22 protein-coding genes are annotated in these 25,929 nt (G+C 67.4%); 9 read left to right on the top strand and 13 right to left on the bottom strand.

Features of this window, described 5'->3' with window-relative positions:
• Window positions 1-14: 14 nt before the first annotated feature.
• A complete protein-coding gene (rffA, locus tag ACIG5A_RS42170; RefSeq protein ID WP_397250933.1) occupies window positions 15-1,157 on the top strand; it encodes a dTDP-4-amino-4,6-dideoxygalactose transaminase in 1,143 nt (380 codons plus the stop codon).
• Window positions 1,158-1,215: 58 nt separating this feature from the next.
• On the opposite strand, the gene ACIG5A_RS42165 is transcribed toward rffA, so the two are convergent.
• Window positions 1,216-4,278 (bottom strand): acyl-CoA synthetase, encoded by a 3,063-nt coding sequence (locus ACIG5A_RS42165; RefSeq protein WP_397250931.1) that lies wholly within the window; start codon window positions 4,276-4,278, stop codon window positions 1,216-1,218.
• Between the two features lie 470 nt (window positions 4,279-4,748).
• On the opposite strand from ACIG5A_RS42165, the gene ACIG5A_RS42160 reads away from it, so the two are divergent.
• From ACIG5A_RS42160 to idi, 4 genes are read left to right on the top strand one after another with little or no spacing between them, the layout of a single operon-like run.
• Entirely contained in the window at window positions 4,749-6,155 is a 1,407-nt protein-coding gene (locus ACIG5A_RS42160; protein WP_397250929.1) for a family 2B encapsulin nanocompartment shell protein, read from the top strand.
• 15 nt (window positions 6,156-6,170) lie between these two features.
• Complete coding sequence (locus ACIG5A_RS42155) at window positions 6,171-7,715, top strand: family 2 encapsulin nanocompartment cargo protein terpene cyclase (protein WP_397250927.1); 1,545 nt, start codon at window positions 6,171-6,173, stop codon at window positions 7,713-7,715.
• Between the two features lie 29 nt (window positions 7,716-7,744).
• On the top strand, window positions 7,745-8,617 hold the full coding sequence (locus ACIG5A_RS42150; RefSeq protein WP_397250925.1) for a geranyl diphosphate 2-C-methyltransferase: 873 nt from the start codon (window positions 7,745-7,747) through the stop codon (window positions 8,615-8,617).
• Between the two features lie 5 nt (window positions 8,618-8,622).
• Complete coding sequence (gene idi, locus ACIG5A_RS42145; RefSeq protein WP_397251004.1) at window positions 8,623-9,189, top strand: isopentenyl-diphosphate Delta-isomerase; 567 nt, start codon at window positions 8,623-8,625, stop codon at window positions 9,187-9,189.
• Here idi and ACIG5A_RS42140 read toward each other — a convergent pair.
• The 4 genes from ACIG5A_RS42140 to ACIG5A_RS42125 form a co-directional block, all read right to left on the bottom strand.
• Entirely contained in the window at window positions 9,167-9,787 is a 621-nt protein-coding gene (locus ACIG5A_RS42140; RefSeq protein WP_397250923.1) for a hypothetical protein, read from the bottom strand. The genes idi and ACIG5A_RS42140 overlap by 23 nt on opposite strands.
• 184 nt (window positions 9,788-9,971) lie before the next feature.
• Window positions 9,972-10,712, bottom strand: coding sequence for an aspartate/glutamate racemase family protein (locus ACIG5A_RS42135; RefSeq protein ID WP_397250921.1), 741 nt, complete (start codon window positions 10,710-10,712; stop codon window positions 9,972-9,974).
• Entirely contained in the window at window positions 10,712-12,196 is a 1,485-nt protein-coding gene (locus ACIG5A_RS42130) for an NCS1 family nucleobase:cation symporter-1 (RefSeq protein ID WP_397250919.1), read from the bottom strand. Before ACIG5A_RS42130 ends, ACIG5A_RS42135 begins: the two co-directional genes overlap by 1 nt.
• A 121-nt stretch (window positions 12,197-12,317) precedes the next feature.
• A complete protein-coding gene (locus ACIG5A_RS42125) occupies window positions 12,318-13,040 on the bottom strand; it encodes a GntR family transcriptional regulator (RefSeq protein ID WP_397250917.1) in 723 nt (240 codons plus the stop codon).
• Between the two features lie 267 nt (window positions 13,041-13,307).
• Between ACIG5A_RS42125 and ACIG5A_RS42120 the strand changes: the two genes are divergently transcribed.
• Window positions 13,308-14,477 carry a serine hydrolase domain-containing protein gene (locus ACIG5A_RS42120; protein ID WP_397250915.1) on the top strand — a complete coding sequence of 390 codons (1,170 nt, stop codon included), beginning with the start codon at window positions 13,308-13,310 and terminating at the stop codon, window positions 14,475-14,477.
• Between the two features lie 127 nt (window positions 14,478-14,604).
• A complete protein-coding gene (ilvA, locus tag ACIG5A_RS42115) occupies window positions 14,605-15,825 on the top strand; it encodes a threonine ammonia-lyase (protein WP_397250913.1) in 1,221 nt (406 codons plus the stop codon).
• Between the two features lie 206 nt (window positions 15,826-16,031).
• Here the strand turns inward: ilvA and ACIG5A_RS42110 are convergent, their stop codons facing one another.
• From ACIG5A_RS42110 to ACIG5A_RS42100, 3 genes are all read right to left on the bottom strand, one after another.
• Window positions 16,032-17,003: an ABC transporter substrate-binding protein gene (locus tag ACIG5A_RS42110; RefSeq protein WP_397250911.1), complete on the bottom strand. Its 972-nt coding sequence runs from the start codon at window positions 17,001-17,003 to the stop codon at window positions 16,032-16,034.
• A 160-nt stretch (window positions 17,004-17,163) separates the two neighbouring features.
• A complete protein-coding gene (locus tag ACIG5A_RS42105) occupies window positions 17,164-18,213 on the bottom strand; it encodes an ABC transporter permease (protein WP_397250909.1) in 1,050 nt (349 codons plus the stop codon).
• Window positions 18,210-18,983, bottom strand: coding sequence for an ATP-binding cassette domain-containing protein (locus ACIG5A_RS42100; RefSeq protein WP_397251002.1), 774 nt, complete (start codon window positions 18,981-18,983; stop codon window positions 18,210-18,212). Before ACIG5A_RS42100 ends, ACIG5A_RS42105 begins: the two co-directional genes overlap by 4 nt.
• Before the next feature lie 404 nt (window positions 18,984-19,387).
• Here ACIG5A_RS42100 and ACIG5A_RS42095 point away from each other — a divergent pair, with 404 nt between their 5' ends.
• Window positions 19,388-19,948 carry a Uma2 family endonuclease gene (locus ACIG5A_RS42095; protein WP_397250907.1) on the top strand — a complete coding sequence of 187 codons (561 nt, stop codon included), beginning with the start codon at window positions 19,388-19,390 and terminating at the stop codon, window positions 19,946-19,948.
• 53 nt (window positions 19,949-20,001) lie between these two features.
• On the opposite strand, the gene ACIG5A_RS42090 is transcribed toward ACIG5A_RS42095, so the two are convergent.
• Window positions 20,002-20,328: a DMT family transporter gene (locus ACIG5A_RS42090; RefSeq protein WP_397250905.1), complete on the bottom strand. Its 327-nt coding sequence runs from the start codon at window positions 20,326-20,328 to the stop codon at window positions 20,002-20,004.
• A 139-nt stretch (window positions 20,329-20,467) separates the two neighbouring features.
• Between ACIG5A_RS42090 and ACIG5A_RS42085 the strand changes: the two genes are divergently transcribed.
• A complete protein-coding gene (locus ACIG5A_RS42085) occupies window positions 20,468-21,118 on the top strand; it encodes a hypothetical protein (RefSeq protein ID WP_397250903.1) in 651 nt (216 codons plus the stop codon).
• Window positions 21,119-21,128: 10 nt separating this feature from the next.
• Here ACIG5A_RS42085 and argH read toward each other — a convergent pair whose 3' ends face one another.
• From argH to ACIG5A_RS42065, 4 genes are all read right to left on the bottom strand, one after another.
• The gene (argH, locus tag ACIG5A_RS42080; RefSeq protein ID WP_397250901.1) at window positions 21,129-22,550 is read right to left on the bottom strand and encodes an argininosuccinate lyase; all 1,422 of its coding nucleotides are present in this window, start codon (window positions 22,548-22,550) and stop codon (window positions 21,129-21,131) included.
• A gap of 109 nt (window positions 22,551-22,659) precedes the next feature.
• A complete protein-coding gene (locus ACIG5A_RS42075; RefSeq protein ID WP_397250899.1) occupies window positions 22,660-23,571 on the bottom strand; it encodes a class I SAM-dependent methyltransferase in 912 nt (303 codons plus the stop codon).
• A gap of 133 nt (window positions 23,572-23,704) precedes the next feature.
• On the bottom strand, window positions 23,705-24,907 hold the full coding sequence (locus ACIG5A_RS42070; protein ID WP_397250897.1) for an argininosuccinate synthase: 1,203 nt from the start codon (window positions 24,905-24,907) through the stop codon (window positions 23,705-23,707).
• Window positions 24,908-25,125: 218 nt separating this feature from the next.
• A complete protein-coding gene (locus tag ACIG5A_RS42065; RefSeq protein ID WP_397250895.1) occupies window positions 25,126-25,707 on the bottom strand; it encodes a hypothetical protein in 582 nt (193 codons plus the stop codon).
• Window positions 25,708-25,929 lie beyond the last annotated feature (222 nt).

Raw genomic sequence — 25,929 nt, 5'->3', positions numbered from 1 at the left:
CGAAGGGAAACAGTGTGACCACCGCCGAGCGCATCATCTTCAGCCGTCCGTTCCGCGCGAGCCGGGAACTGACGAACCTGGCGGCCGTGCTGGAATCCGACCACAGCCACGGCGACGGGCGGTTCACCGCCGCGGCGACGGGCAAGCTGAAGCAGATCACCGGCGCGCCGCACGCGCTGCTGACCACCTCGTGCACCCACGCACTCGAACTCGGCGCGCTGCTGCTCGAACTCGGCCCCGACGACGAGGTGATCCTGCCGAGCTTCGCGTTCACCTCGGCGGCCACCTCGATTGCTCTGCGCGGCGCCACCTGTGTTTTCGTCGATATCGACGAGAGCACCGGCAATATCGACCCGGCCGCGGTCGCCGACGCGATCACCCCGCGCACCAAAGCCGTGCTCGTCATGCACTACGGCGGCGTGGCCGCCGACATGGAACCGCTGCTCGCGCTGGCGCATCGGCACGGCCTCGCGCTCATCGAGGACAACGCGCACGGCCTCGGCGGCACCTGGCGCGGACGGCAGCTCGGCACCATCGGCACGCTCGGCACGCAGAGCTTCCACGACACCAAGAACGTGCACTGCGGTGAGGGCGGCGCGCTGCTGCTCGCCGACGAGATCCTGATGGACCGCGCGGAGATCATGCGGGAGAAGGGCACCAACCGGGCCCGCTTCCTGCGCGGGCAGGTCGACAAGTACTCCTGGCAGGACATCGGCTCCAGCTACCTGCCCAGCGAGCTCAACGCCGCCGTGCTCGACGCGCAGCTCGACGAGTTCGAGTCGATCCAGAAGGACCGGCACCGGGTGTGGGACACCTACGCCGCACTGCTGCCGGAGTGGGCGCGGCGCAAGGACGTCCGCCTGATGCACGTGCCCGCCGACCGCGAGCACACCGCGCACCTGTTCTACCTGCGGATGCCGACCGAGGAGAGCCGCGACGGCATGATCCGCCACCTCGGGCAGCATGGCATCGTCGCACCGTTCCACTATGTCCCGCTGGATTCCAGCCCGGCCGGGTTGAAGTACGGCCGCACGCCGGTGCCGTGCGTGCGCAGCGCGCATTTCTCCTCGACGATGCTGCGGCTTCCGCTGTACCCGATGCTCACCGAGCAGCAGTTGCACCGCGTGGTCGACGCGGTCACCGCGTACAGCTTCTGATCGTCTGATCGAAAAGACGCCGCCGGAAACCGTTCCGGCGGCGTCTTTTTCAACTCGTTCAGGCGCCGAGGAGCTCTCGCGCCTCGGCCTCGGGCACCACCTCGTACGTCTCGGTCTCCGGCCGGTAGAACCAGGTGCTTTCCCCCGGCTTCGGGCCACCCGCCGCCCGCACCGCGCTGGTCGACGGGCGGTAGGACGCGCTGCGCGGAATGTAGTCGACGACGTAGACGACATCGGGCCGCTTATCGGAGTCGAGCGCGCGCAGCGCCTCGGTGACGTCCTTGGGCGCCAACCGGAAGCCCTTGCGCACGCTCACCGCCGCCACCACGAGGCAGCGGTCGCCGACCGGCATGCCGTAGGCGACCTCCATGTCGACCGCGGTGATGTCGTTGAGCACGTCGACGATCGGCTGGGTGTACACCGGCCCGTGCGGCGTCAGCGTGACCGTGTCCTTGCGGTCGATCAGCCAGTAGTCGCCGTCGCTGTCGCGGCGGAACAGGTTCTCCGTCGGCATCCACGAATCGCCCGCGGTGAACACCCCGCGCAGGCCGCCGTCGGAGATGTCGACGCCGTCGGAGGCCTTGCCGATGAGCAGGCCCACTTCGTTGTCGGCGCAGCGGCGCGCGAAACCCGCGCTGTCGGTGCCGATCCGGCCGGTGACCGGATCGTAGGCGACGAGTTCGACCTTCGCGGTGCCCGGCACCGGCCTGCCCTTGCAGCCCGCCTTCACACCGGTCACGTTGGCCAGCACCACATCACCCTCGATGGAGGCGTAGAACTCCAGCACCCTGGCCGGCGCGAACTGCTCGGTGGTGCGCCGCCACAGGCCGGCGGGCATGCCGGAGCCGATGAACAGCCGGATCGGATGACGGTGCGGCGCAGGGAAAACGTCGGCGTCGAGGATATCGCGCAGCATGGTCCAGGTGTAGGTCACCACGGTGACGCCATAGCGGTGCACCTCCTCGCCGAAGCGCGTCGGGTCGAGCGAGCGGGCCAGCGCGATCCGGCTGCCGCCCGCGATCGCGCCGCCGAGGCTCACCAGCAGACCGGACGAATGATGCAGCGGCGCAAGGCAGTACACCGTGTCCCTGCGGTCGAGGTCGGCGCTCGTCGCGGTGCCGAAGGCGGACAGTGCCCAGCGGTGATTGGTGATGTACTTGGCCTCCAGCCGATCACCGGTGCCGCTCACCAGGACGAAGGCCAGCTCGCGCGCCAGACCCGGATCCGGCCGGTACCACGCGGGCAGCCGCACCGACGCCGGGTCGATCTGCTCGAGGTCGATCACCTTGTCGCCCAGGGGGATATCGAGATCGCGGGCGTCACCGCCACCGAGGACGAGCACCCTGGTGCTGGTCTCCGCGACCTGGCGCACATTTTCCGGATCGGCCACCACCGTTGTCACGCCGGTGAGTTCGATGGCGCGGTCCAGTTCACTGCCCGGTGCGAGCAACACCGCCACCGCGCCGAGGCGCGACAGCGCGGCCACCGTGGCCAGCGCGCTCGGCCTGGTCTCCATCACCACGCCGACCCGGGTGGCGGGGCGGATGCCGACCGAGATGAGCCCGCGCACCACGTTATCGATGCGGACGTTCACCGCGGCATTGGTGTGCACCCGGTCGTCGAACAGGAACAGATCGCGCAGCGGCGCGCGGCGCGCCTGCTCGGTGAGCAGCCTGCCGAGCGAGATCCGGGTATGCGGCTGGATCATGCCGAGCCTGGTCAGCCGGGGCAGCGCGCGGGCCGCCTCGCCGACAAGCTCGACCGAGCCGCGCATCGTATTGCTCGCGATGCCCTCGATGGCCTTGCCCATGCCCGCGCCCGCCTCGGCCAGGCTCGCGGCGGTGTGCACCACCCTGGTCGCCGCCGTGCGCGGCCGGTTCGCGGCGACATGTTCGGCCATCGGCACGATGCCGGCGGGCAGCGTCTTGTCACGGTCGAGCCAATCGATCCAGTCGCGCACCAACGGCCAGGTGTGGTTGGTCGCCATGCTGCCCGCGACGAGCCCGAAGTGGCCCGCCACCAGGCTGGCCTCGTAGACCTCGGCATTCGGCGCGGCGCGCACGATGCCGCGCACCGCGGCGGGCTGGCCGATATCGTCGACCTCGCCGACGAAGGCGAGGATCGGGCACTTCAGCTCGGCCAGCGAGACCGGCTGATCGCGGATCACGAAGCCGCCGAGCATCATCCGGTTGTGCGCCACGAACTGCTTGAGCAGATCCGCTGCCGCCGGGCCCGCGTAGCCGACCCAGCCGTCGTTGTTGAGGAAGCGACGCTGACGTTCCTTGGGCAGCAGCGCTTCCCGGTCGTGCAGCTGGCGCAGGAAGTCGATGCGCGCCTTGGCGGTTTTCACCGGATCGAGCATCTGGAAGCCGATGCGGACCATCGAATCGGTGATGGGCAGTCTGGTCACCACGTGATCGGCCAAGAAGTCCGCGACATCGGAGACCATGCCGTAGGGCAGGCCGAACGGCATGCCCGCGACGGCGTCGACCGGGCTGCCGAAGGTCACGATGGATTCGACACCCTTGCCGTAGCGGTAGGCGGTGGTCTGGTAGGCGAACATGCCGCCCTGCGAATAGCCCATCAGATGCACGCTCACACCGGTCGCCTCGGCCACCGTGTCGATGGCGCTGCTCACCGCGAGCACGTGGTCGGCGAGGTCGCGCTCCCAGCCGCCCTCCTCGCTCGCGGGCGAGCCGAAATCGACTACCCAGCAATCGATTCCGCCGCGATGCAGGATGCCGACGGCGCCGTCCTCGGCGTTCACGTCCCAGATGTCGGCGTTCACCATCAGCGGCGGCACCAGCAGCGCGACGGGGCGGTTTCCATGGCGGCCTTCCCGGGGCCCTTCGTGGTTACGCGAGCTGCCGCCTCCGGGCCCGTCGCTCAGGCCGCGGTCGGGTGTCGCGTCGTCCGGGAAGTAGTGCCGCAGCCGATACATCCGCCTGCGCTCGACGATCTCGTAGGGCGACGATTCGACATCGTGGGTCAACCCGCCGAAACGGATCACCTCAAGGCCGTTCTGCGCGGTCGCCATCAACCGCTGCATCGACCCGACGACATCTTTAGCACTGAATTTCACGATCGCTCCTGGCCCTACCCTGAACGTGACCCATGTCATATCCGCGTATACAGCCGAAGGCACGGCCTTCCGGCCCCCAACATGTACACCGGATCTGCTGAGACGAGCTTCCCATACGGTGTGTCCGTTATGTGTCGGCTGTGACAGGTTCCATGGTCCAGTATCCGTCTCCGCGATCCGTCAGCGCCCCCTGACCGGTCGCGGCCCCGCGGCGCGGCGCGGCGCGGGGCTACCGGTCAGCGACTGGACGGTCCGGCTCGGTTTCATCCCAGGATGTCACCGCACGTTCCGGGAATCGAGCGCATGTCGTGACCATCCGAACGAACGGTTGACATCTTCGGAAAACGGCTGCGCACAACAGGATTACCGACTTATCATCGTTTCGTCTGGAACGCACTGTCGCGCAAGCCAATTCGCTCGGTTTAGAAAATCCCGCAGGCCTCAGCCGCCTGCCGCTTCGCTATGTAAACCGCAAGATCTCGGTGACCATCTCCAGGTGAGGACCACGCATGACCATCGAAATGCCAGTCCAAGCAGAAACCAACGGCCGAAAGAGCCTGAGCACCAGCGCCGCTCATCAACTGGCGCACACCACCAAATCCGAACCACAGATGCAGGGCATCACGTCCCGCTGGCTGACCCGCACGCTGCCGTGGACTCAGGTCAACGGCGGCGTCTATCGCGTGAACCGCCGTCTGACCCACACCGTCGGCAACGGCGAGGTGGAATTCGTCGTCGACGGGTCGCAGGCCAGGGTGATTCCCCTGGAATTGCAGGAACTCCCGCAATTGCGCGGATTCGACGACGAAGAAGTGCTGCGCGCGCTCGCACAGCGATTCGAACAACGCGATCTCGACCCCGGCACAGTGGTCGCCGAATTCGGCAATCCGATGAATCAGGTCATGCTGATCGTGCACGGCAAGCTCAGCAAGATCGGCTCCGGCGAATACGGCGAGCACACCATGCTCGGCATGCTCGGCGGCGGCGATTTCTACGGCGACCAAACGCTCACCGACGCCGACGCGATCTGGCCGGTCACCGTCAAGACCGTCACCAAGACGACAATGCTGGTGCTCCCCCGGCAAACGCTCGAGGAATTGCTCGAGAACATCCCGGCACTGCGCGAGCAACTGTCCAGGGTGGCCGCCGCGCCCGCCGCTCCGCAGAACACCAAGGGCGAGGCCGATATCGAGATCGCCTCGGGCCACGCCGGTGAACCACTGCTCGAGGGCACCTTCGTCGACCTCGACGCGGCGCCGCGCGAATACGAACTGAGCCTGGCGCAGAGCGTGCTTCGCGTGCACACGCGCGTCGCCGACCTGTTCAACGATCCGATGAACCAGGTGCAGCAGCAGTTGCGGCTGACCATCGAGGCGCTCTACGAACGCCGCGAATCCGATCTGGTCAACAATGCCGACTTCGGCCTGCTGCACAACTGCGATCTCAAGCAGCGCATCTACTCCGAGTCCGGCGCGCCGACACCGGACGACATGGACGACCTGCTGAGCATGCGGCGCAGCACGAAACTGTTTCTGGCACACCCGAAGGCGATCGCCGCGTTCGGCCGCGAGTGCAGCAAGCGCGGACTGTATCCGGATCCTGTCGAGGTGGACGGACACCGGGTGTTCGGGTGGCGCGGCGTGCCGATCTACCCGTGCAGCAAGATTCCGGTCAGCGAGAACCAGACCACCTCGATCCTCGCCATGCGCACCGGGGAAAAGGATCAGGGCGTTATCGGGTTGCACCAGACCGGAATTCCCGACGAGTACGAGCCGAGCCTCAACGTCCGGTTCAAGGGCATCGATGATCAGTCGATCATCTCCTACCTGGTCAGCTGTTACTACTCGGCGGCCGTGCTGGTGCCGGATGCGCTCGGAATTCTCGACAATGTCCTGGTCGCCCGGCAAACGGACTGACTGGGGTGATGGACGATGTCGGTGCTCTCCCGCGCCGCGGCGCCCGCGGCCACGCACGACGTGGCCGCCGCCGTCGCCGCGCTGCTGGCTGATCTCACCACCACCGCGCCCGCCGATCTGTTCGCGGCGGCGGGCGCACACCTGGAAACGGAAGTAGCACAGGACGATACGGAGCCTTCAGGTGCGCGGCACACCCCCGCGCACCTGCTCGGCCCGGTCGGGCTCGGCGCGCCCGCATTGCGGCTGGCATCGATGAACGGCGCGGGGGTCACCCCCGCCGTCGGTATCGCGACCGCACTGATCGCACCGGTGGTACCGGTCGCATTGGTGGCAGCCGATGTCGCACCGGCGACACCGGACGAACCCGTTGTCGTCGCCGACGTCGACACGGTCGAGCCGGTGACCGAATGCGAAATACCTTGCCGCCCCACCGGTTTGGGTACCGGATCGGCCGATCCACGGCAGCTCCCGGTATCGGCGCCCGGCCCCGCCGATACCGCCCAGGTATCGCGGATCGCGTCCGGCCCTACCGGATTGGGCACGGCCTCGGCGTACCCGGTTCGGACGCCGAGCGCACGGATTCCACCGCTGTACTGTCCGCCGCCGGTACGCGACGATCCGGCACTCGCCGAGCTCGTCAACGAGGGGTTGATCGCCTGGGCCGAGGAGATCGGCTTGTACGCCGGGCGGTTGGACGAGCTCAGGGCTGCCGATTTCGGCAGGCTGATCATGCTCGCCCACCCGGACAGCGACGACGCCGACCGGCTGCTCGCCGCCGCGAAGTGCGCGGTGACCGAATGGTCGGTCGACGACTACTACTGCGAGGAGGACGCCGACAGCAGAGCGCCGGACGGCACCCCGTCCAGCGCCGAGGCCGAACTCGGGCCGCGGCTCGAATTGGCCGCCGCGGCAATGGATCCGGCGCACCTGCCGGTCCGATACGCCGCGGAGCTCGAGCGAGCCATGCAGGCGGATCCGATCCTGCGTGCCTTCCGCACGTCCTTCGAGCACATCTCGCACTACGCGACCCCGGCGCAGGTGGCCAGGCTGCGTACCGAAATCGCGGGCTGGTTCATCGCTTTGGGCGCGGAGGCGGGCTGGCGGGGTGCCAAGCGGATGCCACCGGTGTGGGAATACCTCACCAACAGGCAGCCGCACAGTTTTCTGCCGTGCATGGCGCCGATCGATGTGGTCGGCGGCTACGAGCTCCAGGCCGCCGAATACACCGATCCGCTGGTGCGCAGGGTGACCACCACGGCGGCGCTGGCCGCCCAGATGGTCAACGACCTGTATTCCATGGCGCGCGAGGATCTTTCGAACGGCCGGGAGTTCAACCTGCCGACGGTGCTCGCCGCCGAGGAGCACTGCTCCCGGCGCGAGGCGGTGCAGCGCACGGCCGACGTCCACGACGAGTTGGTGCACCGGTTCGAGCGCGAGGCGGCGCCGCTGGCCGCCGCGGGTTCGCCCGAACTCCGCCGTTTCCTCGGCGGGCTGTGGGCCTGGATGGGCGGCAACCGCGCCTGGCATGCCCGCAGCAGACGCTACAACGACTCGAAATAGGCAGTACGCAAACGAGAGGATGACCTGGTATGACCATGCTCAACCCCGATACGGGTGCCGTGCTGCGCACCAGCTATCAGAAGTCGGTCGCCGAATATTGGAACAACAATCCGAACGACGATCGGGTCAACACCAAACTCGGTGAGGTCGACGGGCTGTACCACCATCACTACGGCATCGGCGATCCCGACCTGTCGGTGCTCGACGGACCGGAGGACACCCGGCAGGAGCGCCTGGTCAAGGAATTGCACCGGCTGGAGACCGCGCAGGCCGATCTGCTGCTGGACCATCTCGGCGACGTACGCCCCGGTGACCGGCTGATGGACGGCGGATCCGGCCGGGGCGGTACGAGTTTCATGGCCAACCAGCGGTTCGGCTGCCAGGTCGACGGCGTGACGATCTCCGAGTACCAGGTCGGCTTCGCCAATGAGCAGGCCGCACAGCGCGGGGTGGCCGACAAGGTGCGGTTCCACTTCCGCAATATGCTCGACACCGGCTTCGACACCGGCGCGCTGCGCGGCATCTGGACCAACGAAACCACCATGTACGTCGACCTTTTCGAGCTGTTCCGGGAATTCTCCCGGCTGCTCGAGCCCGGCGGGCGCTACGTGTGCATCACCGGCTGCTCCAACGATGTGACCGGCGGGCGCTCGTCCTCGGTCAGCTGGATCGACGCGCACTACGGCTGCATGATCCATCCGCGCAGCGAGTACTTCCGCGCGATGGCCGACAACAACCTGGTGCCGATCGACGTCGTCGACCTGACCGCGGCGACCATCCCCTACTGGGAGCTGCGCACGAAATCCGAACTCGCGACCGGCGTGGAAAAGCCGTTCCTTACCGCATATAAGGAGGGCAGTTTCCAGTACCTCATGATCGCCGCCGATAAAGTAGGAAGGTGACCGAAATGCTTGGCCCGACGTCCGACCGCGAGGCGCTGCCCGTCGAACTCGTCGACGAGACCGGCCGCGCGGTCGGCGCCTGCCCGGTGTCGCAGGCCCACACCGCCCCCGGCCAGCTGCACCGCGCGTTCTCGGTGCTGCTGTTCGACGACGCGGGACGGGTACTGCTCCAGCAGCGCGCGGCCGTGAAGACCCGCTTCCCCAATCTCTGGACCAACACCTGTTGCGGGCATCCCGCACCCGGTGAAGCGGTCACCGCCGCGGCGGCGGTGCGCCTGGCCGAGGAGATGAGACTGGCTACCGAGCTGCGTGAGGTCGGCGTCTATCAGTATCAGGCGACCGACGCGGCCACCGGGCGAGTCGAATACGAATACGACCACGTCCTGGTCGGGATGCTCCTCGAAGGAGCACCCGACCCGGATCCGGACGAGGTCGCCGACTACGCCTGGATCCAGCCCGACGCGTTGCGCGACGCGCTCGCCTCGGATCCGGCGAGCTACACCCCGTGGCTGGCCGGCGTGCTGAGCGTCGCCGACGAGGCGCGCGACGTCACTGGAACGTCGTCCCGCTGACCCGGCCGGTTCCGGTGCGCAATCCGGGACCGAAGCAGCCACCGATCATCTCGGGCGTCATCATCTCGTATTCGGCGACAATCTCGGCGTGATACCCACGGCCGAGACCGTCGATCACCTCCAGCGGTCCCACCGTCGGCTGGACCATGGTTACCGGCCATGGTCCGGTCAGGGTGCTCCTCTCCCCATTGGACCAGGTGATGTTCACCGTGATCGGCCCGTCCGCCGGATGCATGCAATCCGACCAGGCGATATGCGTCCCGGTAAAGGTGCCGCTCGTGATTTCCGGCGGCCCGCCGACGCAATCTCGGAGCACCCCGACCGAGGTGAACGTCAGCAGCTGTGGCTGCATGCCGATCAATCCGTTGATCGCGGTCCAGCGGAACTCACCACCCGCGCAACTGCCCGCGGGCGGTAAAGCCGTCGCCTGCCCCGCGCCCAACGGCGCGGCGGCGGCCGAAAGTATCGCCGCCATAGCGGCCTTCGCAAGCATCGACACGTCACACCCCTTCTCGTCGGCCGGTTTCGTCTCGGCGACCTTCGACGGTCGCCAGCGGGTGTACCAGCGGAAACGGTGGAGCACGAGCAGGCTGAGCATCCCACACCACTCTTTGCCGGTCTTTGGTCGGCCACCCTCGGCGTGTCTTCGCCGCCTTCAGCGCGCACACATCTGTAGATGCGCATATCTACGTAAAGTCATGGTTTCTGTCGATCAGGCCGCCGACAGGATCTACCGTGCGCGAGGTCGCGAGCCGCGGGTGCATGAGCGCCTGCGGAATGGTCTAGCGCTGCGGCTCGAGGGTGAAGGCGTGCAGGAGCCCGGTGTAGGGCTTGGGCGGCGGGGGCGCGTACTCCCCTCGCCCCGACTTACGCAGCCCGAGGGTGAGCAGCGATTGGACGGTGAGCGTCGCGGCCGCCACCCCGTCGACCACCGGGACACCGATCTCGTCGCGAAGATGCGCGCACAGCTCCGCCATCCCCGCGCAGCCGAGGACGATCGCATCCGAACCGTCGGCCTCGACCGCGGCGCGGCAGGCCTCGGTGACGATCTTCCGCGCGTCCGGATCGGTATCCAGCGCGAGCACGGGCAGCTCGCAGGTGTGGATGCCGCGGCAGAACCGTTGCATCCCATAGCGTTCCGCGAGATCACCGGCGCGCCCGATGGTCCGGCCCAGTGTGGTGACGACGCTGAAGCCACGGCCGAGGTGACTTGCCGTATGCATGGCCGCCTCGGCGATCCCGATCACCGGTCCCGCGGCCAGTTCCCGGGCGGCATCGAGGCCGGGATCGCCGAAGCAGGCCAGCACGTAGCCGTCGACACCGTCCGCTTCGCCCTGCCTGATCGCGGCGAGAATGCCTGGGACGCTGAGGGCTTCGTCGTAGTGGCTTTCGATGGAGGCGGGCCCCGTCGGGTTGGCGACCGCGTCGAGCACGGTGCCGGGGCCCGCGACAGCCCTGGCACACCGCTCGATCGCGTCGGTCATCGCCCGCGTCGTATTCGGGTTGACCACCCGGATGCGCATCAGGCGGGCACTCCCCGCACGGCCCATCGCGTTCGGGTCGCCAGCAGGTGGTACAGCGCGAAACCCACTCCGCAGCCGATGAACCAGCTGTACTGGGCGGCCGTGTACATCCCCGGCGTCCCCTTGGCCAGCACCGGAACCACCGCGACGACGGCGCCGACCGCGGTCGCGATGACCGCAGCGGGGTTGTATCCCTTGCGGTACCAGTAGCTTCCGGTCTCCGACATGGTGAACAGGTCGTCCACCGCGACCAGCTGCTTGCGCACCAGGTAGTAGTCGGCGATGAGCACACCGAACAGCGGTCCGATGAACGCGCCGAGCACTTCCAGCGTGTAGTGGATGACCTCCGGATTGCTGTACAGGTTCCACGGCGTGATCAGCACCGAGCCGACCGCGGCGATCATGCCGCCCGCGCGCCAGCTGATCCGCTGCGGGCTCACGTGCGAGAAGTCGAACGCGGGCGAGATGAAGTTGGCGACGATATTGATGCCGATGGTGGCGACGGTGAAGGTCAACGCGCCCAAGACGATCGCGAAGGTGCTGTCGATACGGGCCACCGTCGCGACCGGGTCGGTGATGAGTTCGCCGTACACCGGCACCGTCAGCGACGCGGTGATCACCACGAGCAGCGAGAACAGCAGGAAGTTGACCGGAAGCCCGAGCAGGTTGCCGCGCTTGACCGCGGCGAAAGTCTTTCCATACCTGGAGAAGTCACCGAAGTTCAGCATCGGCCCGGAGAAATAGGACACCACGAGCGCGATGGCGCCGAGCATCACCGGCACCGAGGCCCATCCGGTATAGGTCACCTCGCCGAGGTTCAGGTCGATCGCGCTCCAGCCCGCCTCGGCGATGAGATATCCGGCCAGCGCGAACATCACGACGTAGACGGCGGGACCGCAGAAGTCGATGAACTTGCGGATGGATTCCATACCCCGCCAGAACACGCACGCCTGCACCACCCACAGCAACAGATAGCTGCCCCAGCCCAGCAGCGAAAGCCCCAGGAAACCATAGTCTTCCACCACCGCGTACGGCGCGAGACCCGGAAACAGTTTCACCAGAACGACGTCGAGCGCCGCCGAGGCCAGAAAGGTCTGGATCCCGTACCAGGCCACCGCGATCAGGCCGCGGATGACGGCGGGGATATTCGCGCCGCGCACACCGAACGCGCTGCGGCACATCACCGGATACGGCACACCGGTGACCTGGCTCGGCTTGGCGACCAGATTGCAGAAGAAGTAGACGATGGTGATGCCGATCAACAGCGCGGCAAGCACCTGCCAACCGGCGAGACCGAGCGCGAAGAGGCTGCCCGCGGTGACGTAGCCGCCGACGCTGTGCACGTCCGACATCCAGAACGCGACGATGTTGTACGAACCCCAGGTCTGCTTGCGCAGCGGCGCCAGGTCCGCGTTGGTGAGCCGCGGGTCGTAGCCGGGCGCCACCGGTGCGGTGGGCGCCACGGTGGCGAGTGTTTCGGTCATGATCTGTCCGATCCGAAGGTGGAACTTGTCCTTACGAGCGACCTGCGAGCAGTCGCAGGTGGCCGATCGAATCGACAGTAGAAACGGCGCATTGCCCGTCCGTTGCCTGGTTATTGCACCGCTATTGCGCGGCAGATATATCTTCCGGCGCGAGTAGCCCGGTATCGGTGGGCAGTGTCGCGATCACCGATTCCAGGCGGCGATGATGCCCCTCCGCGACCAGCAGTAAGCGCGGCACGTCGCGGGCGAGGAAGGCGTCGAGCATCAGCGCGTGGTCGGTATGCAGCCGCACCCGGTCGGCGCGGCCGATATGGACCATCGACTGGACCGGTTCGGTGACGTTCCATGCCGATTCGAGCATGTGCAGTAGCCGGAACATACGTGACGGTTTGGTCAGCGCGACATGGAAATTGCGCGATTGGCGATGATAGGCGGCCGGATCGTCGTCCCGAATCGCCTGCTCCAGAAGGGAATTCACATCCAGCAGCGCGGCGCGGTCGGCGGCGGTCGCGTTGGTTGCCGCGGCGGCCAGCGAGGCGGTCTCCAATGTTTCCCGCACGATATACATTTCGCGCAGCTCGTTCGGGGTCAGCTGAGCCACCGCGTAGCCGCCGTGCGGGCGGTGCGTCACCAACCCCTCGCCGAGCAACGTCTTGAGCGCCTCACGCACCGGAATGTGGCTGACTCCGAACAACTCCGCCACCTCACGCAGCGGTATCCCGGTGCACGGCGGTACGGCACCGTCCAGGATCACGCGGCGCAGCTCGCCGAGGATCACCTGCGGACGACCGGGTTCGTCCACGACCAACCTCGCGAGCAGCGCCGAACGTCTTCTCGGTGGCATGGGCCCACGCTAGGCGCGTCGTGTTGCGGACAGGGTCATGTGTGTGACACCCGGGAAAACGTTCACCGTACCGACCGGTCGCATGGCGAGTGGGCCGCGAAGGCGGACTGCCTGGCCGACCGTGTGCCGGTCGCGGACGCGGCCACCCGAGTGTCGGAGCGGGCGTGTCCGCCATGCAATGCTGTCTGAGCGGACTGCCTCGCCTTCACTCGTCCGGCGCGGAGGTTCGGCCCGGCTGCGCACGACGCTCGAGAACAGAGGCTATCGATGACGGTTTCTCCGCCGACCCAGTTCGTCGATCGGCGCTTCGTGGGCCTGGTCGCCGAGTTCGACCGCTTGTTCCGGCGGCCGGAGGACGGTGGCGGGGCATTGACCGTGTACCAGCACGGCGAGCCGGTCGTCGACGTATGGGCCGGGTACGCGCGACCGGACGAGCCGTGGCAGCACGATACGGTCGCGATGGCGTATTCCACCGGCAAAGGTGTCGCCTCGACGCTGCTCCACGTGCTCGCCGAGCGCGGGCAGCTCGACTACGACGAGCGAGTGGTGACCTACTGGCCCGAATTCGGTTCCGCCGGTAAGGAACACATCACCGTCCGCGAACTGCTCACCCATCGCGCCGGCCTGCACCGGCTTCGGGATCTCCTCCCCGGACCTACCGACAGCTTCTTCGACGACGCGGCGATCACCGCCGCGCTCGCCGCCGCTCCCCCGGATCCGCGCCACCGCCGGACCAGCGGGTATCACGGAATCTCCTACGGCCACTTGGTCGCCGAGCTGATCCATCGCGTCAGCGGCAAGGAGTTCACCGAGGCGCTGCGTACCGAGATCGCCGAACCCCTTGGCGCCGAGGAACTCTGGTTCCGTGTGCCGCACAATCAGCGCGCCCGCATCGCGACCAACTTCCCCCGGCTCACCGTGGCGGGCATGAGCTGGGAGAACAGCTCGCGGATGCTGGCGAAGACCAGGTTCGCGGCCGCCATGGAAACCACGCCACTCGGCTTCGCCGACCTGGTTTCCGATCCGCGCCTGCACGATTCGGTGATCCCCGGCGTGAACGGCGTCTTCTCCGCCCGCGCACTGGCCCGCATGTACGGCGCACTCGCCAACGACGGCCTGCTCGACGGCGTCCAGCTCCTGACACCGGCGACCATCGCGACGATCACCCGCCGCCAGGTCTTCACCCCCGACTACGTACTCGCCTTCCGCATCCCCTGGGCCCTCGGCTATCACGGCGTCCCGATGAAACCCTCCAAATCCGACCCCATCTCCGCGTTCGGCCACTTCGGCCTCGGCGGCTCCGGCGGTTTCGCCGACCCGGCCACCGGCATGTCCCTCGCCTTCGTCACCAACCGCCTGGGCGGCAAACTCACCCCACTCGGCGACGCCCGCCTGGCCCGCCTCGGCGCCCTGGCCCACCACTACGCCAAACGCTGACTCTCCCCGGTGGCGGGTTGGCAATGTGCGCGCGAAGGGCGGAGATAGTGAGCATGTTGCTCCACACAGTGCGCAGATGACGTCGATGTGAGCGACATCTCCCTGGGCAGCTGGCAGGATCGGCGGCATGGAGTTGATCGGGCTCGATCAGATCGAGGCGGCGGCGAAGTTGCTGGAGCCGGTGATCCGGCGGACGCCGCTGGTGGCGTCGCGGGTGCTGGCCGATATCGCGGGGGCCGATGTGTGGCTCAAATGCGAGAACCTGCAGCGGACCGGGTCGTTCAAGCCGCGCGGCGCCTACAACCGGATCGCGAATCTTCCGCCCGCCGAACGGGTGAAGGGTGTGGTGGCGGCGAGCGCGGGCAATCACGCGCAGGGCGTGGCGTGGGCGGCCTCCTCGCTCGGCATCGCCTCGACGGTGTTCATGCCGGTCGGCGCCTCACTGCCGAAGCTGGTGGCCACCAAGGCCTATGGCGCGCAGGTGCAGCAGGTGGGCGAGACCGTCGACGACGCGCTGGCCGCGGCGGTCGACTTCGCCGAGCACACCGGCGCGACGCTGATCCACCCGTTCGACCATCCCGACATCGTGGCCGGGCAGGCGACTGTCGCGCTGGAAATGCTTGCACAGCAACCGGATATCGGCACAGTCCTGGTACCGACCGGCGGCGGTGGACTGCTGGCGGGTGTCGCGATCGCCATGCGGCACCTGGCACCACACGTGCGGGTGGTCGGCGTCCAAGCGGCGGGCGCCGCCGCCTGGCCGGAATCGCTTGCGGCGGGCAGGCCGGTACGGGCGAACAGGTTGTCCACCATGGCCGACGGTATCGCGGTCGGTGTACCGGGCGCGGTGCCGTTCGCCCACGTCACCGCGTGCGTCGACGAAATGCTCACCGTCGATGAGGAAGCGCTGTCGAAAGCACTGCTGCTCTGCCTGGAGCGCGCGAAACTGATCGTCGAGCCCGCGGGCGCGGCGGGCGTTGCCGCGCTGATGAGCTGCGCGGCAACCGAACTCGACCTCAAAGGCCAAGTCGCCGTTCTCCTTTCGGGCGGCAACATCGATCCACTGCTGCTCACCCGAGTCATCGGCCACGGCCTCAGCGCCGCGGGCCGCTACCTCGCACTGCGGGTGACGGTCACGGACCGCCCCGGCGCGCTGAGCGGGCTGCTCGCCGTCGTCGGCAAAACCGGCGCCAGCGTCGTCGACGTCTCGCACTCCCGCACCGGCGCCTGGCTCGCGGTAGACGAAGTCGAGGTCTCCCTCACCCTCGAAACCCGCGGCCCCACCCACCGCGACGACGTCCTGCACGCCCTGGAGAACGCGGGCTTCGCTGTCCGCGTGGAAGATTAGCCCTCGCCCCGATCGATCGTCCACGATCACGTCGGCAGGACACCGCAACCGTTCGACTGTGCTCGGCCAACTCGGGAGATCGAGCGCGGTCGAATGGCCGTGGGTTGCGGCGTGTCGTGCGGCCGTTCGACTGCGCCCGGCGGCCCAGCGGACCGTGGGTGGTTACTTGCGGTCGGCTGGGCCTTTGCCTTGTGGGGCTTATTCTTTCAGCACTTGCGCTTGTAGAAGTACTTGGAGTTGGCGTCCATGTCGGCCTGGGTGATGGCGACCATGTCGGTTTGGATGGTGCGGGTAACCGGCTTGCCCTCCAAGGCGGCGGCGGCCTCGTCGACGCCCTTGGCGCCGATACCGCCCGGGTCCTGGGCGATCAGCGCTTGCACCGTACCGGCTTTCAGGTCTTCGACCTGCTTCGGGCTGGCGTCGAAGCCGACGAGTTTGACCTGGCCGAGTTTGCCCGCGTTGCGCAGGCCGGTGGCGGCGCCCTCGGCGGAGCTCAGGTTGGTGGCGAAGATGCCGGCGAGGTCGGGATGCGCGGCGAGGGTCGCGGTGACGATCGACGCGGCCTGCGCGGCCTCGTTGTTGTTGTATTGCACACCGAGGGAGGACATTTCGGGGTAGGCCTTCAGCGCTTCCTCGAATCCCTGTGCGCGGGCGTCGGTGGTGGAGGTGCCCGCCTTGGTGTTGATCACCAGCACGGGGCCCTTGCTGCCGACCAGCTTCGCCAGCGTCTGCGCGGCGAGCTGGCCGCCCTTCTTGTTGTCCGACGCGATCGAGGACAGCGCGATCGAGGTGTCCTCGAGCGCGGTATCCACCTCGATGATCTTGATGCCCGCATCCTTGGCCTGTTTGATCGGCACGGCCATCGCGGTGGCGTGGGTCGGCGCGATCAGGATGCCGCCCGGCTTGTTGGCCACCACGCCGGTGAGCACGGGCGTCTGCGCGCCCGCGTCGAACTTCGTCGGCGCCTGGGTGGTCAGCTTGTAACCGAGCTTGGCCGCCTCCGCCTCCGCCCCGCACTGCATCGAGATGTAGAACGGTTCGTCCGCCACCCCCGGGATCAGCACCAGCTTCTTCGCGTCGGTGCCGCCGGAGTCACCACCGACCTTGCCGCCACAGCCGGCCAGCAGTGCGCCCGCTGTCACCATGACACCGAGCACCACCGCGGTTCGCTTCGCCACCTTCACCGCACCGTCACCTCCAGACGCAACTCCCCTTGCGTCACGGTAAACCTGCTGACAACAGCTCGATACTGGTATCCACGAGCCAGGTCTTGCCCACTCATCTGGCTTCCTCCGCTTTTCCTTAGTTGTCACAACACGACGTTGTGTTCCGAACCCCTTATGCCCGGTCCCGCGCCGCTCGGCGACGCTGATCGAACCAGACCGCGGCCACCAGGACCACGCTCACCGCGATCGGCTGCCAGAACACCGGCACCTCCGCGATGATGAAACCCTTGCGCAGCACCGAGGGGATGAACACCCCGATCACGGTGCCGACCACCGAGCCGATGCCGCCGAAAAGACTGGTGCCGCCGATGACCACGCCAGCGATGGCGTCCAGGTTGTCGGTGGCGTGGCCGCTGATCGTCGTGGTGCCGAAGTAGGCCAGGTTCATGAACCCGGCCAGCCCCGCGAGCAGTCCGGTCATCAGGTACACCAGCATCAGATGCCGGGTGACGGGGATACCTGAGCGCCGCGCCGCCTCCGCGTTGGAGCCGATGGCGTAGGTGTATCGGCCGAAGCGGGTGGCGTGCAGCGCCCAGGCGCCGAGCACCGTGACCACGGCGGCGACCAGGACGAGGTTCGGCACACCACCGAGCGAGGTGCCGAAACCCAGTGAGTCGCGCAGCTTTTCGGGCACATACCGGACGTCGACGCCGCCGGTGATCAGCTGGGCCGAGCCGAGCGCGGCGCCGAGCGAACCGAGCGTGACGATCAGCGGCGGAATCTTGGCCTTGGCCACCAGGAATCCGTTCAGCAGGCCCCACAGCCCGCCGCCGACCACGGCGACGAGCAGGCCGACGCCGATGATGCCCCAGCCCGCGCCGCTCGGATTCTGGTCGGGGCTCAGCCATTCCATGGCCTTGGCGCCCGCGACACCGGAGAAGATCAGCACCATGCCGACCGACAGATCGATGCCGGAGGTGATGATTACGTAGGTCATCCCGACCGAAAGCACAAGTAGCACCGAGGTTTCGATCAACAGCGTCTGCAGCGTGGTCACGGTGGGGAACGCGTTCGGGCGCACGATGCTGAACGCGATGCACATGCCGACGAGCACCACGCCGATCCACAGCGTGCTCGCGCCCATCACGCGTTGCAGCACAGTGCGTTCGGGCACGTCGGTGCCCCCATTGCCGTCGACGGTGACGGTTTCGGTATTACTCATGCGGCATCCTCGTGCGACAACGCCCCAGTCATCGCACCCACCAACTGTTCGAGGGTGGCGTCGGCGGCGACGAATCTGGCCACCCGCCTACCGAGTCGCAGCACCTCGATCCGGTCGGCCACGGCGAGCACTTCGGGCATGTTATGACTGATCAACACCACCGCGATGCCCTGATCGCGGACCCGGCGGATCACGTCGAGCACCCGCTCGCGCTGCACGACGCCGAGCGCGGCGGTCGGCTCGTCCATGAAAACCACCTTGCTCGCCCACATCACCGCGCGCGCCACCGCGACGCTCTGGCGTTGCCCGCCCGACAGCGACCCGATCGGCACATCGATGCTCTGCAGCGTCACGCCCAGGCGCCGGAAATGCTCGACCGCTTGGGTTTTCATCGCCGACTTGTCCAGCATGCCGAGTTTGCCGAGCAGTCCGCCGCGGGTGAGTTCGCGCCCGAGGAACAGATTCGCGGCGGGATCGAGATCGGGGGCGACCGCGAGATCCTGATACACGGTCTCCACCCCCAGTTTTCGCGCGGCCGTCGGCGTACTGAGCACCACCGGTGTGCCGTCGAGCCGGATCGTCCCCGCATCCGGCTGCTCGGCGCCCGAAAGGCATTTCACCAGAGTCGATTTCCCCGCGCCGTTGTCCCCGATCAGCGCGACCACCTCACCGGCGCGAACCTGAAAATTGGCGCCGCGCAACGCCTCCACACTCCCGTACCGCTTGACCAGCCCCTCGGCCTCCAATGCGACATCATCGCCCGAGGTCATGCGGCACATCCACGCGGACTCGGCTGAGCAAACGTCCAGTCCATCGGCCGATAGTACGATCGGCCCTCCGTGCGCCGGGACGTAATCGGCAAAATGCGCAGGGCGCAACGGACTGGGTACGAAACCGTTGCCTGAGAACGGAAAACAACGCACTAAAGACCCCAATCGGTCGTCGGCGTAGTAGGTCGCTGAAACATTGCGGAACTTGCCGGGATTCATGGGAACCGGGGCGGAGCGTGTCGCGTCATAGATAGACGACATAACCGTATCGACGCGCGGAGAAACCGCATGACGACCATCAACCACAGCCGAGGCAGGCCGCCAGGATGACCACATCTCAGCTACCCCAGCAACTGGTGGACAACCCGGCGACCGAATCCGACGAACCCCGCTACGCTGGGGTTATGAGCCACATGGACGCCGACGTGAGCCTCGCGGAGTTCGAGTTACTGGAACACGCAGCCTCGGAAGAGGTGCGCGTCGAGCTCATCAACGGGAGGATCTACGTGGTTCCGGCCCCGGACGGCCAACACGATGGCTATGCCATGCGCATCAGTGACCAGATTCGAACTCATCTCCCTGAGCTACGGATGTTTCAGGCACGAGGTCTGGCGATCCCGGCCCATCGAACAGGCCGTGCGATGCCGGATGGAGTAGTCGCACCGCTGGAGTACTTCGATGACCAGCCACCCTGGTCAGATCCGGCAGGCGTCGTGTTGCTGCTGGAAATCACCTCCGGCCGGGAACGCGATGCCGATGTCGACCTTATCGAGAAGCGGGACGCTTACGCGCAGGCGGCTATTCCGGTGTATCTGCTGGTGGATCGACATCGAGCAACCACGACTGTGCACTGGGACCCGGTCGACGGCTGCTACGAGCGTGCGCATTCAGCCAAGTTCGGTGTACCGCTTCCTCTCCCGTCTCCGCTCGACTTCAATGTGGATACGAGCCACTTTTCCCGCTGACCCGGAGTGGCTACACGGCGATGCCGGGGCGCTTCTGACCGGCATCACCGAGATCAGTGCGTTCCGCCCAACTCCAAGGCGAGCACACCCAAGATCACCAAAGCGATGCCCCCCACCTGGATCAGGGTCAGGCGCTCGTCCAGGAAGAGCACGCCGATGATCGCGATGGCGGCGACGCCCACCGCCGACCAGATGCCGTAGGCCACGCCGATCGCCATACCGCGTTTGAGCGCCTGGGACAGGAAGAAGAAGGCCGCGCCGTAGCCGATGACCACCACGATCGACGGCACCAGCTTGCTGAAACCGTCGGAGAGTTTGAGCGAGACGGTCGCGGTTACCTCGGAGGCGATGGCCGATGCGAGCAGGAGCAAGGTCATCATCGCAGCGTAGCCACCGCGCGGACGCCGTTCGCACACCGCCGCACCCGCCTCGGGAGGGCTAACCCGAGAAGTTCGGGCAGACGTGTGAACGGCGTTGGGGCAGAATGGCATTGGTCGCGCCTGGGCAGGGCGCGCGGGGATGATCGAGATGGTTGACGCGAGTGTGTGGTTGCCGCTGGTCGGCGCGTTCGTCGTGGGTGCGTTGGCGCTCGGGGTGATCTATCTGCGTGAGGAACGGCAGCGCGTGCAGTCGCTGCAGGATTGGGCGGCGAAGAACGGGTGGCGCTATACCAAGGGCGGACCCCTCGCATGGCGATCCAGGCTGCCGAGCGGCACCATCATCGGCGCGACGCTGACCGGCACGGTCGATGGCCGCCCGGTGACGATCGCCGAATTCCGCTACTCGTCCGGTGCGAAGGATTCGGCCACCAACCACGCCGTCGCCGTACTGGTGCTGATCGACGGCCGACATCCGCCGGTGGACGTCGACCGCCGCGGCATGTTCTCGAAACTGGGCCGCTCGCTGCTCGGCGACCGCCCCACCGCGACCGGCAACGAGGCCTTCGACGCCGAATTCCGGATCAGCGCCGCCGATCCGAACTACGCCCGCCTACTCGTCGGACCACCGCTCATGGCCGCACACCTGGACGGCAGCGTCCCCTGGTGGAGCGTCGACGGCAACGGCCTGCTCACCTGGCATCACGGCCGCGTGAAAGACCCCGGCACCGTCCCCACCGTCGCCGCCCCCTTGATACGAGTGGCCGAACTGCTCGGCCGTCGCGAGGCATAGCCGGTGCGGGTCACCGGAGCCAGGCGCGGGCTCCGGTGACCTGTGCGCGAATCTCGGTGAGCTGCACCGCGACCTGCGAGCCCGCGGTACCGCCTCGCGCGTTGCGGGAAGCGATGGAGCCCTCGACGGTGAGTACCTCGCGAACCTGCGGAGTCAGCGCGGGGTCGATGGCGGCGAATTCCTCGTCGGTGAGCTCGTCCAGGCCGACGCCGCGGGATTCGGCGGCGCGCACGCAGGCGCCCGCTGCCTCGTGTGCGACACGGAACGGAACACCCTGGCGGACAAGCCATTCCGCGATATCGGTGGCGAGGGTGAAACCGGCGGGGGCGAGTTCGGCCATCCGGTCGGTGTGGAAGGTCAGGGTGGAGACCAGGCCCGCGATGGCCGGGAGCAGCAGTTCCAGCTGTGCGACCGAGTCGAACAGCGGTTCCTTATCCTCCTGCAGGTCACGGTTGTAGGCCAGCGGCTGCGCCTTCAGGGTGGCGAGCAGCCCGGTCAGGTTGCCGATGAGCCTGCCCGCCTTGCCGCGGGTGAGTTCGGAGACGTCCGGGTTCTTCTTCTGCGGCATGATCGACGAGCCGGTGGACCAGGCGTCGGCCAGCGTGACGTAGCCGAATTCCGGTGTGCTCCAGATGATCACCTCTTCGGCCATCCGGCTGAGGTCGACGCCGATCATGGCGAGCACGAACGCGGCCTCGGCGGCGAAATCGCGCGAGGAGGTGGCATCGATCGAATTGGCCGCCGCCGCATCGAAATCCAGTTCGGCGGCGATGGCTTCCGGATCGAGCCCGAGCGAGGAACCGGCGAGCGCGCCGGAACCGTACGGCGATACCGCGGCCCGCTTGTCGAAATCGCGCAGCCGGTCGATATCGCGCAGCAGCGGATGCGCGTGCGCCAGCAGGTGATGCGCGAGCAGCACCGGCTGCGCGGCCTGCAGGTGGGTCTTGCCCGGCATCACCGCATCGGGATGCGCGGCGGCCTGCGCGACCAGCGCGTCGACCACCTCCAGCACGCCGAAGGACACCCGGCGCACCGCGTCGCGCAACCACATCCGGAACAGCGTGGCCACCTGGTCGTTGCGCGAACGTCCCGCGCGCAGCCTGCCGCCGAGTTCGGCGCCGACCCGTTCGATCAGCCCGCGCTCCAGCGCGCCGTGCACGTCCTCATCGGATTCGGCGGGCCCGAACGCGCCCGAATCCACGTCCGCCGCAAGCTGTTCCAGCCCGGCGAGCATGCCGGACAGGTCGGCCTCGGAGAGCAGGCCCGCCTTGTGCAGCACCTTGGCGTGCGCCTTGGAGGCGCGAATGTCGTAGGGGGCAAGCGCCCAGTCGAAATGCGTCGACTTGCTCAGCGCGGCCATGGCCGCCGCCGGACCGGAGGCGAACCGTCCGCCCCACAGTGCGCCTTCGTTGGTGTTGCCGCCGTCGGTCATCGTGCGCTGTCTCCTCTGTAGTGATCGGCACCGTTCACGGCCCCTTCGTATCGCCGCGAGCTGTCGCCTGCCTGCTCGAGCTCCCGCCGCGATGTTCGATCGGTGATGGTCACGGGCTCACGTCGGGTCGTATCGCGGTCATCAGCCGGTGCTTGCTCATTACAGCCGCCGCCTGCTCGCTCACCTCGCGCCCGCGCGCGGTGAGCACGGCCGCCGGATTGGTGTGACTCACCGACCAGCCGCGCTCGGTGAACCATTCGACGACATCGCTGCGCCCCTCCTCCGGATACCAGAGGTCGCTCATATCGACCCCGACGCCGACGCCGACCCCGGCGTCGTCGGATGGGTCGGCGTCGGCCAAGACCTGCAAGGCGGGCTGGGCGCCGCCCGCCAGATTGGCCGCGACCCGGCTGCCCGGTGCGCTCAGCGCGACGACATTGTCGAAGAGCCGGTCCTGCGCATCGGCGGGCAGGTAGCGCAGGAGGCCTTCGGCCAGCCAGGCGGTCGGTGCGGTCGCGTCGAATCCGTTGTCCCGCAGGGCCGTCGGCCAATCCCGGCGCAGGTCTACCGGCACTTCGCGCCGGTCAACGGACGGCTTGACGCCGTGCGCGGCGAGCGCGTCGGCCTTGAACTCCAGCACCTTCGGCTGATCCAGCTCGAACACCGTTGTCCCCGATGGCCATTCGAGCCGGTAGGCCCTCGCGTCGAGTCCGGCGGCCAGGATGACGATCTGCCGGATGCCGTCGGCGGCCGCCGTCTCGAAATAGTCGTCGAGATAGCAGGTCCTCGCGATGAGCAGGCCGCTGAGCGGACCGTAGGCGGCACGCTCCGCGTCCTGGACGTCACCGCGGCCGAGCCGGATCCACTCCGGCGTGCCGACCGCGCTCACCAGCAGTTCCGCGTACGGATCGCGAAACAGCGCATCCGGGCGCCGGGTTTCCTCGGCCCGCATGGCGGCCACCCCGAGCGCGGTCGCGCCGACGCTCGAGGCGATATCCCAGCTGTCATCCTCGGTCCGCACAGCAATGCCTCCTCAGATGGCGCATCCGTATGAACGAGTCGACGCCGCACAGAGCACCGACCCGTTCGAGCCTAATCGGCCGCCGGACCCGGTCCGCCCGCAGCATGCACCGGCCGAGCACCGGTGCCGCCGCCTACTTCTGGTTCAGGTCCCGCCGCGCAGCGACCTTCGAGGACAGGCCGTGGATCTGCACGAAGCCCTTGGCCAGCGACTGGTCGAAGGTGTCGCCCTCGTCGTAGGTGGCCAGGTTGAAGTCGTACAGCGACTGCTCGCTGCGGCGGCCGTTGACCACGACGCTGCCGCCGTGCAGCACCATCCGGATATCGCCGGACACGTGCTGCTGGGTATCGCCGATGAAGGCGTCCAGCGCGCGCTTGAGCGGGGAGAACCACAGGCCGTCGTAGGCCAGCTCGCCCCAGCGCTGCTCGACCTGCCGCTTGTACCGGCCGAGCTCGCGCTCGATGGTGACGTTCTCCAGGGCCTGGTGCGCGGTGATCAGCGCGATGGCGCCCGGCGCCTCGTAGATCTCGCGGCTCTTGATGCCGACGAGCCGGTCCTCGACCATGTCGAGGCGGCCGACGCCCTGGCGGCCCGCCCGGTTGTTCAGCTCGACGATGGCCTCGAGCACGGTGACCTGGCGGCCGTCGATGGCGACCGGGACACCCTTGTCGAAGGTGATGATGAGCTCGTCGGGCGCCTCGAAGTTGACCGTCGGGTCGGAGGTGTAGTCGTAGACGTCCTTGGTCGGCGCGTTCCACAGGTCCTCGAGGAACCCGGTCTCGACGGCGCGGCCCCACACGTTCTGGTCGATGGAGAACGGCGACTTCTTGGTGACGTTGATCGGCAGCGAGTTCTCCTCGGCGAAGGCGATGGCCTTCTCCCTGGTCCACGCGTAGTCGCGGACCGGGGCGATCACGTTCAGGTCGGGCGCGAGCGCGCCGATGCCGACCTCGAAGCGGACCTGGTCGTTGCCCTTGCCGGTGCAGCCGTGCGCGACGGTGCTCGCGCCGTGGAACTTGGCGGCCTCGACCAGATGCTTGACGATGAGCGGACGGCTGATCGCCGAGACCAGCGGGTACTGGCCCATGTACATGGCGTTGGCCTGGATGGTGGGCAGGCAGTAGTCGTCGGCGAACTCGTCGCGCGCGTCGACCACGATGGCCTCGACGGCGCCGCAGTCCAGTGCGCGCTGGCGCACCACGTTCATGTCCTCGCCGCCCTGGCCCAGGTCGATGGCGACGGCCACCACCTCGGCGCCGGTCTCCTTGCCGATCCAGCTGATCGCGACGGAGGTGTCAAGCCCACCGGAGTAGGCGAGTACGACGCGCTCGGACATGTCTATGTGCTCCTCGGTTTCGTGCTTGTCAGGTCTGTGGCCGGTGCGGGCGGGGCGCTGTTCGAGTCGCGCCGCGGCGGCCCGCGCTGCCGTCACAAATGATTATGCACGATGATGCAAGCCCATTCACAGCGGGTCCGGTTTCGGGCGTGCACGAGCCCGACCGGCGGTGCGCCGATCGGGCTCGTTGACCAATGATCGTGGCGTGGCTCTCGGACCTACTCCTCCTCGGCGGGCCGCACGAACTCCAAGGTGAACGTCTCCTGGAATTCAGGCTTGGGCTGGGTGAGCTGGATCTGCGCACCGCGGTACCCAGCGCGCCAGGCGAGACCCTTGTCCGAGATGATCTTGACGCCGCCGATGACCCCTTCGAAGGTGAACTTCGCCCACTCGCCACGTGGAACGCCGTTGACCCACAGCCGGTCGCTGTGGACCACCAACCCCGCCGCCTCGTGCATGGCCAAATGCACGTAATAGGGCGCTCCGGGCAGCGGTTCGACGGGAGCGATGGCCCATTCCTGTTCGATCGGCATCGGATTCATGCGGTCGGTAATCACGGGCGCGCCGTGCTCGACCGCATGCTCCGTAGCCGTCACCAATGAAGACGGACCGATGATGTGAGCATGGATTCTGTAGATACCCGGCCTGATCGGAATAACAGGCATGTGCTGGACTTCCTCTCTCATATACGCGGTTCCCTCGCTGCTGACGATCGTCAGAGCAGCGGTACAACGGTGTGCCGCGTCGTCGTGAATGCACGACAAGAGAATTGGAGACAACGGTCGGTTATCCGGCGTCACCGGGGAGCGAATACTTCAATCGAACCATGACGTCGAGCTGAACCGGTCACCAAATCGAAAGAACCGCTTAGGGTTTCGCATTACCCGGACCATTGTCCAATCGAATTATCCGCACTGTCAAGACCACACGACCGGGCGATGCGAATTCGGGCCGAGTCGACCGAGAACCGTAAACACGTTCCGCCGCAACGCGGTACAGTGAGATCCACGTATGACCCTGCC

This window comes from Nocardia sp. NPDC052566 (assembly GCF_044547285.1).
In the GTDB taxonomy this organism is placed as follows: Bacteria; Actinomycetota; Actinomycetes; order Mycobacteriales; family Mycobacteriaceae; genus Nocardia.
Note: the sequence above shows the minus strand (reverse complement) of the source record. Positions and strands in the feature narration are given on the sequence as shown.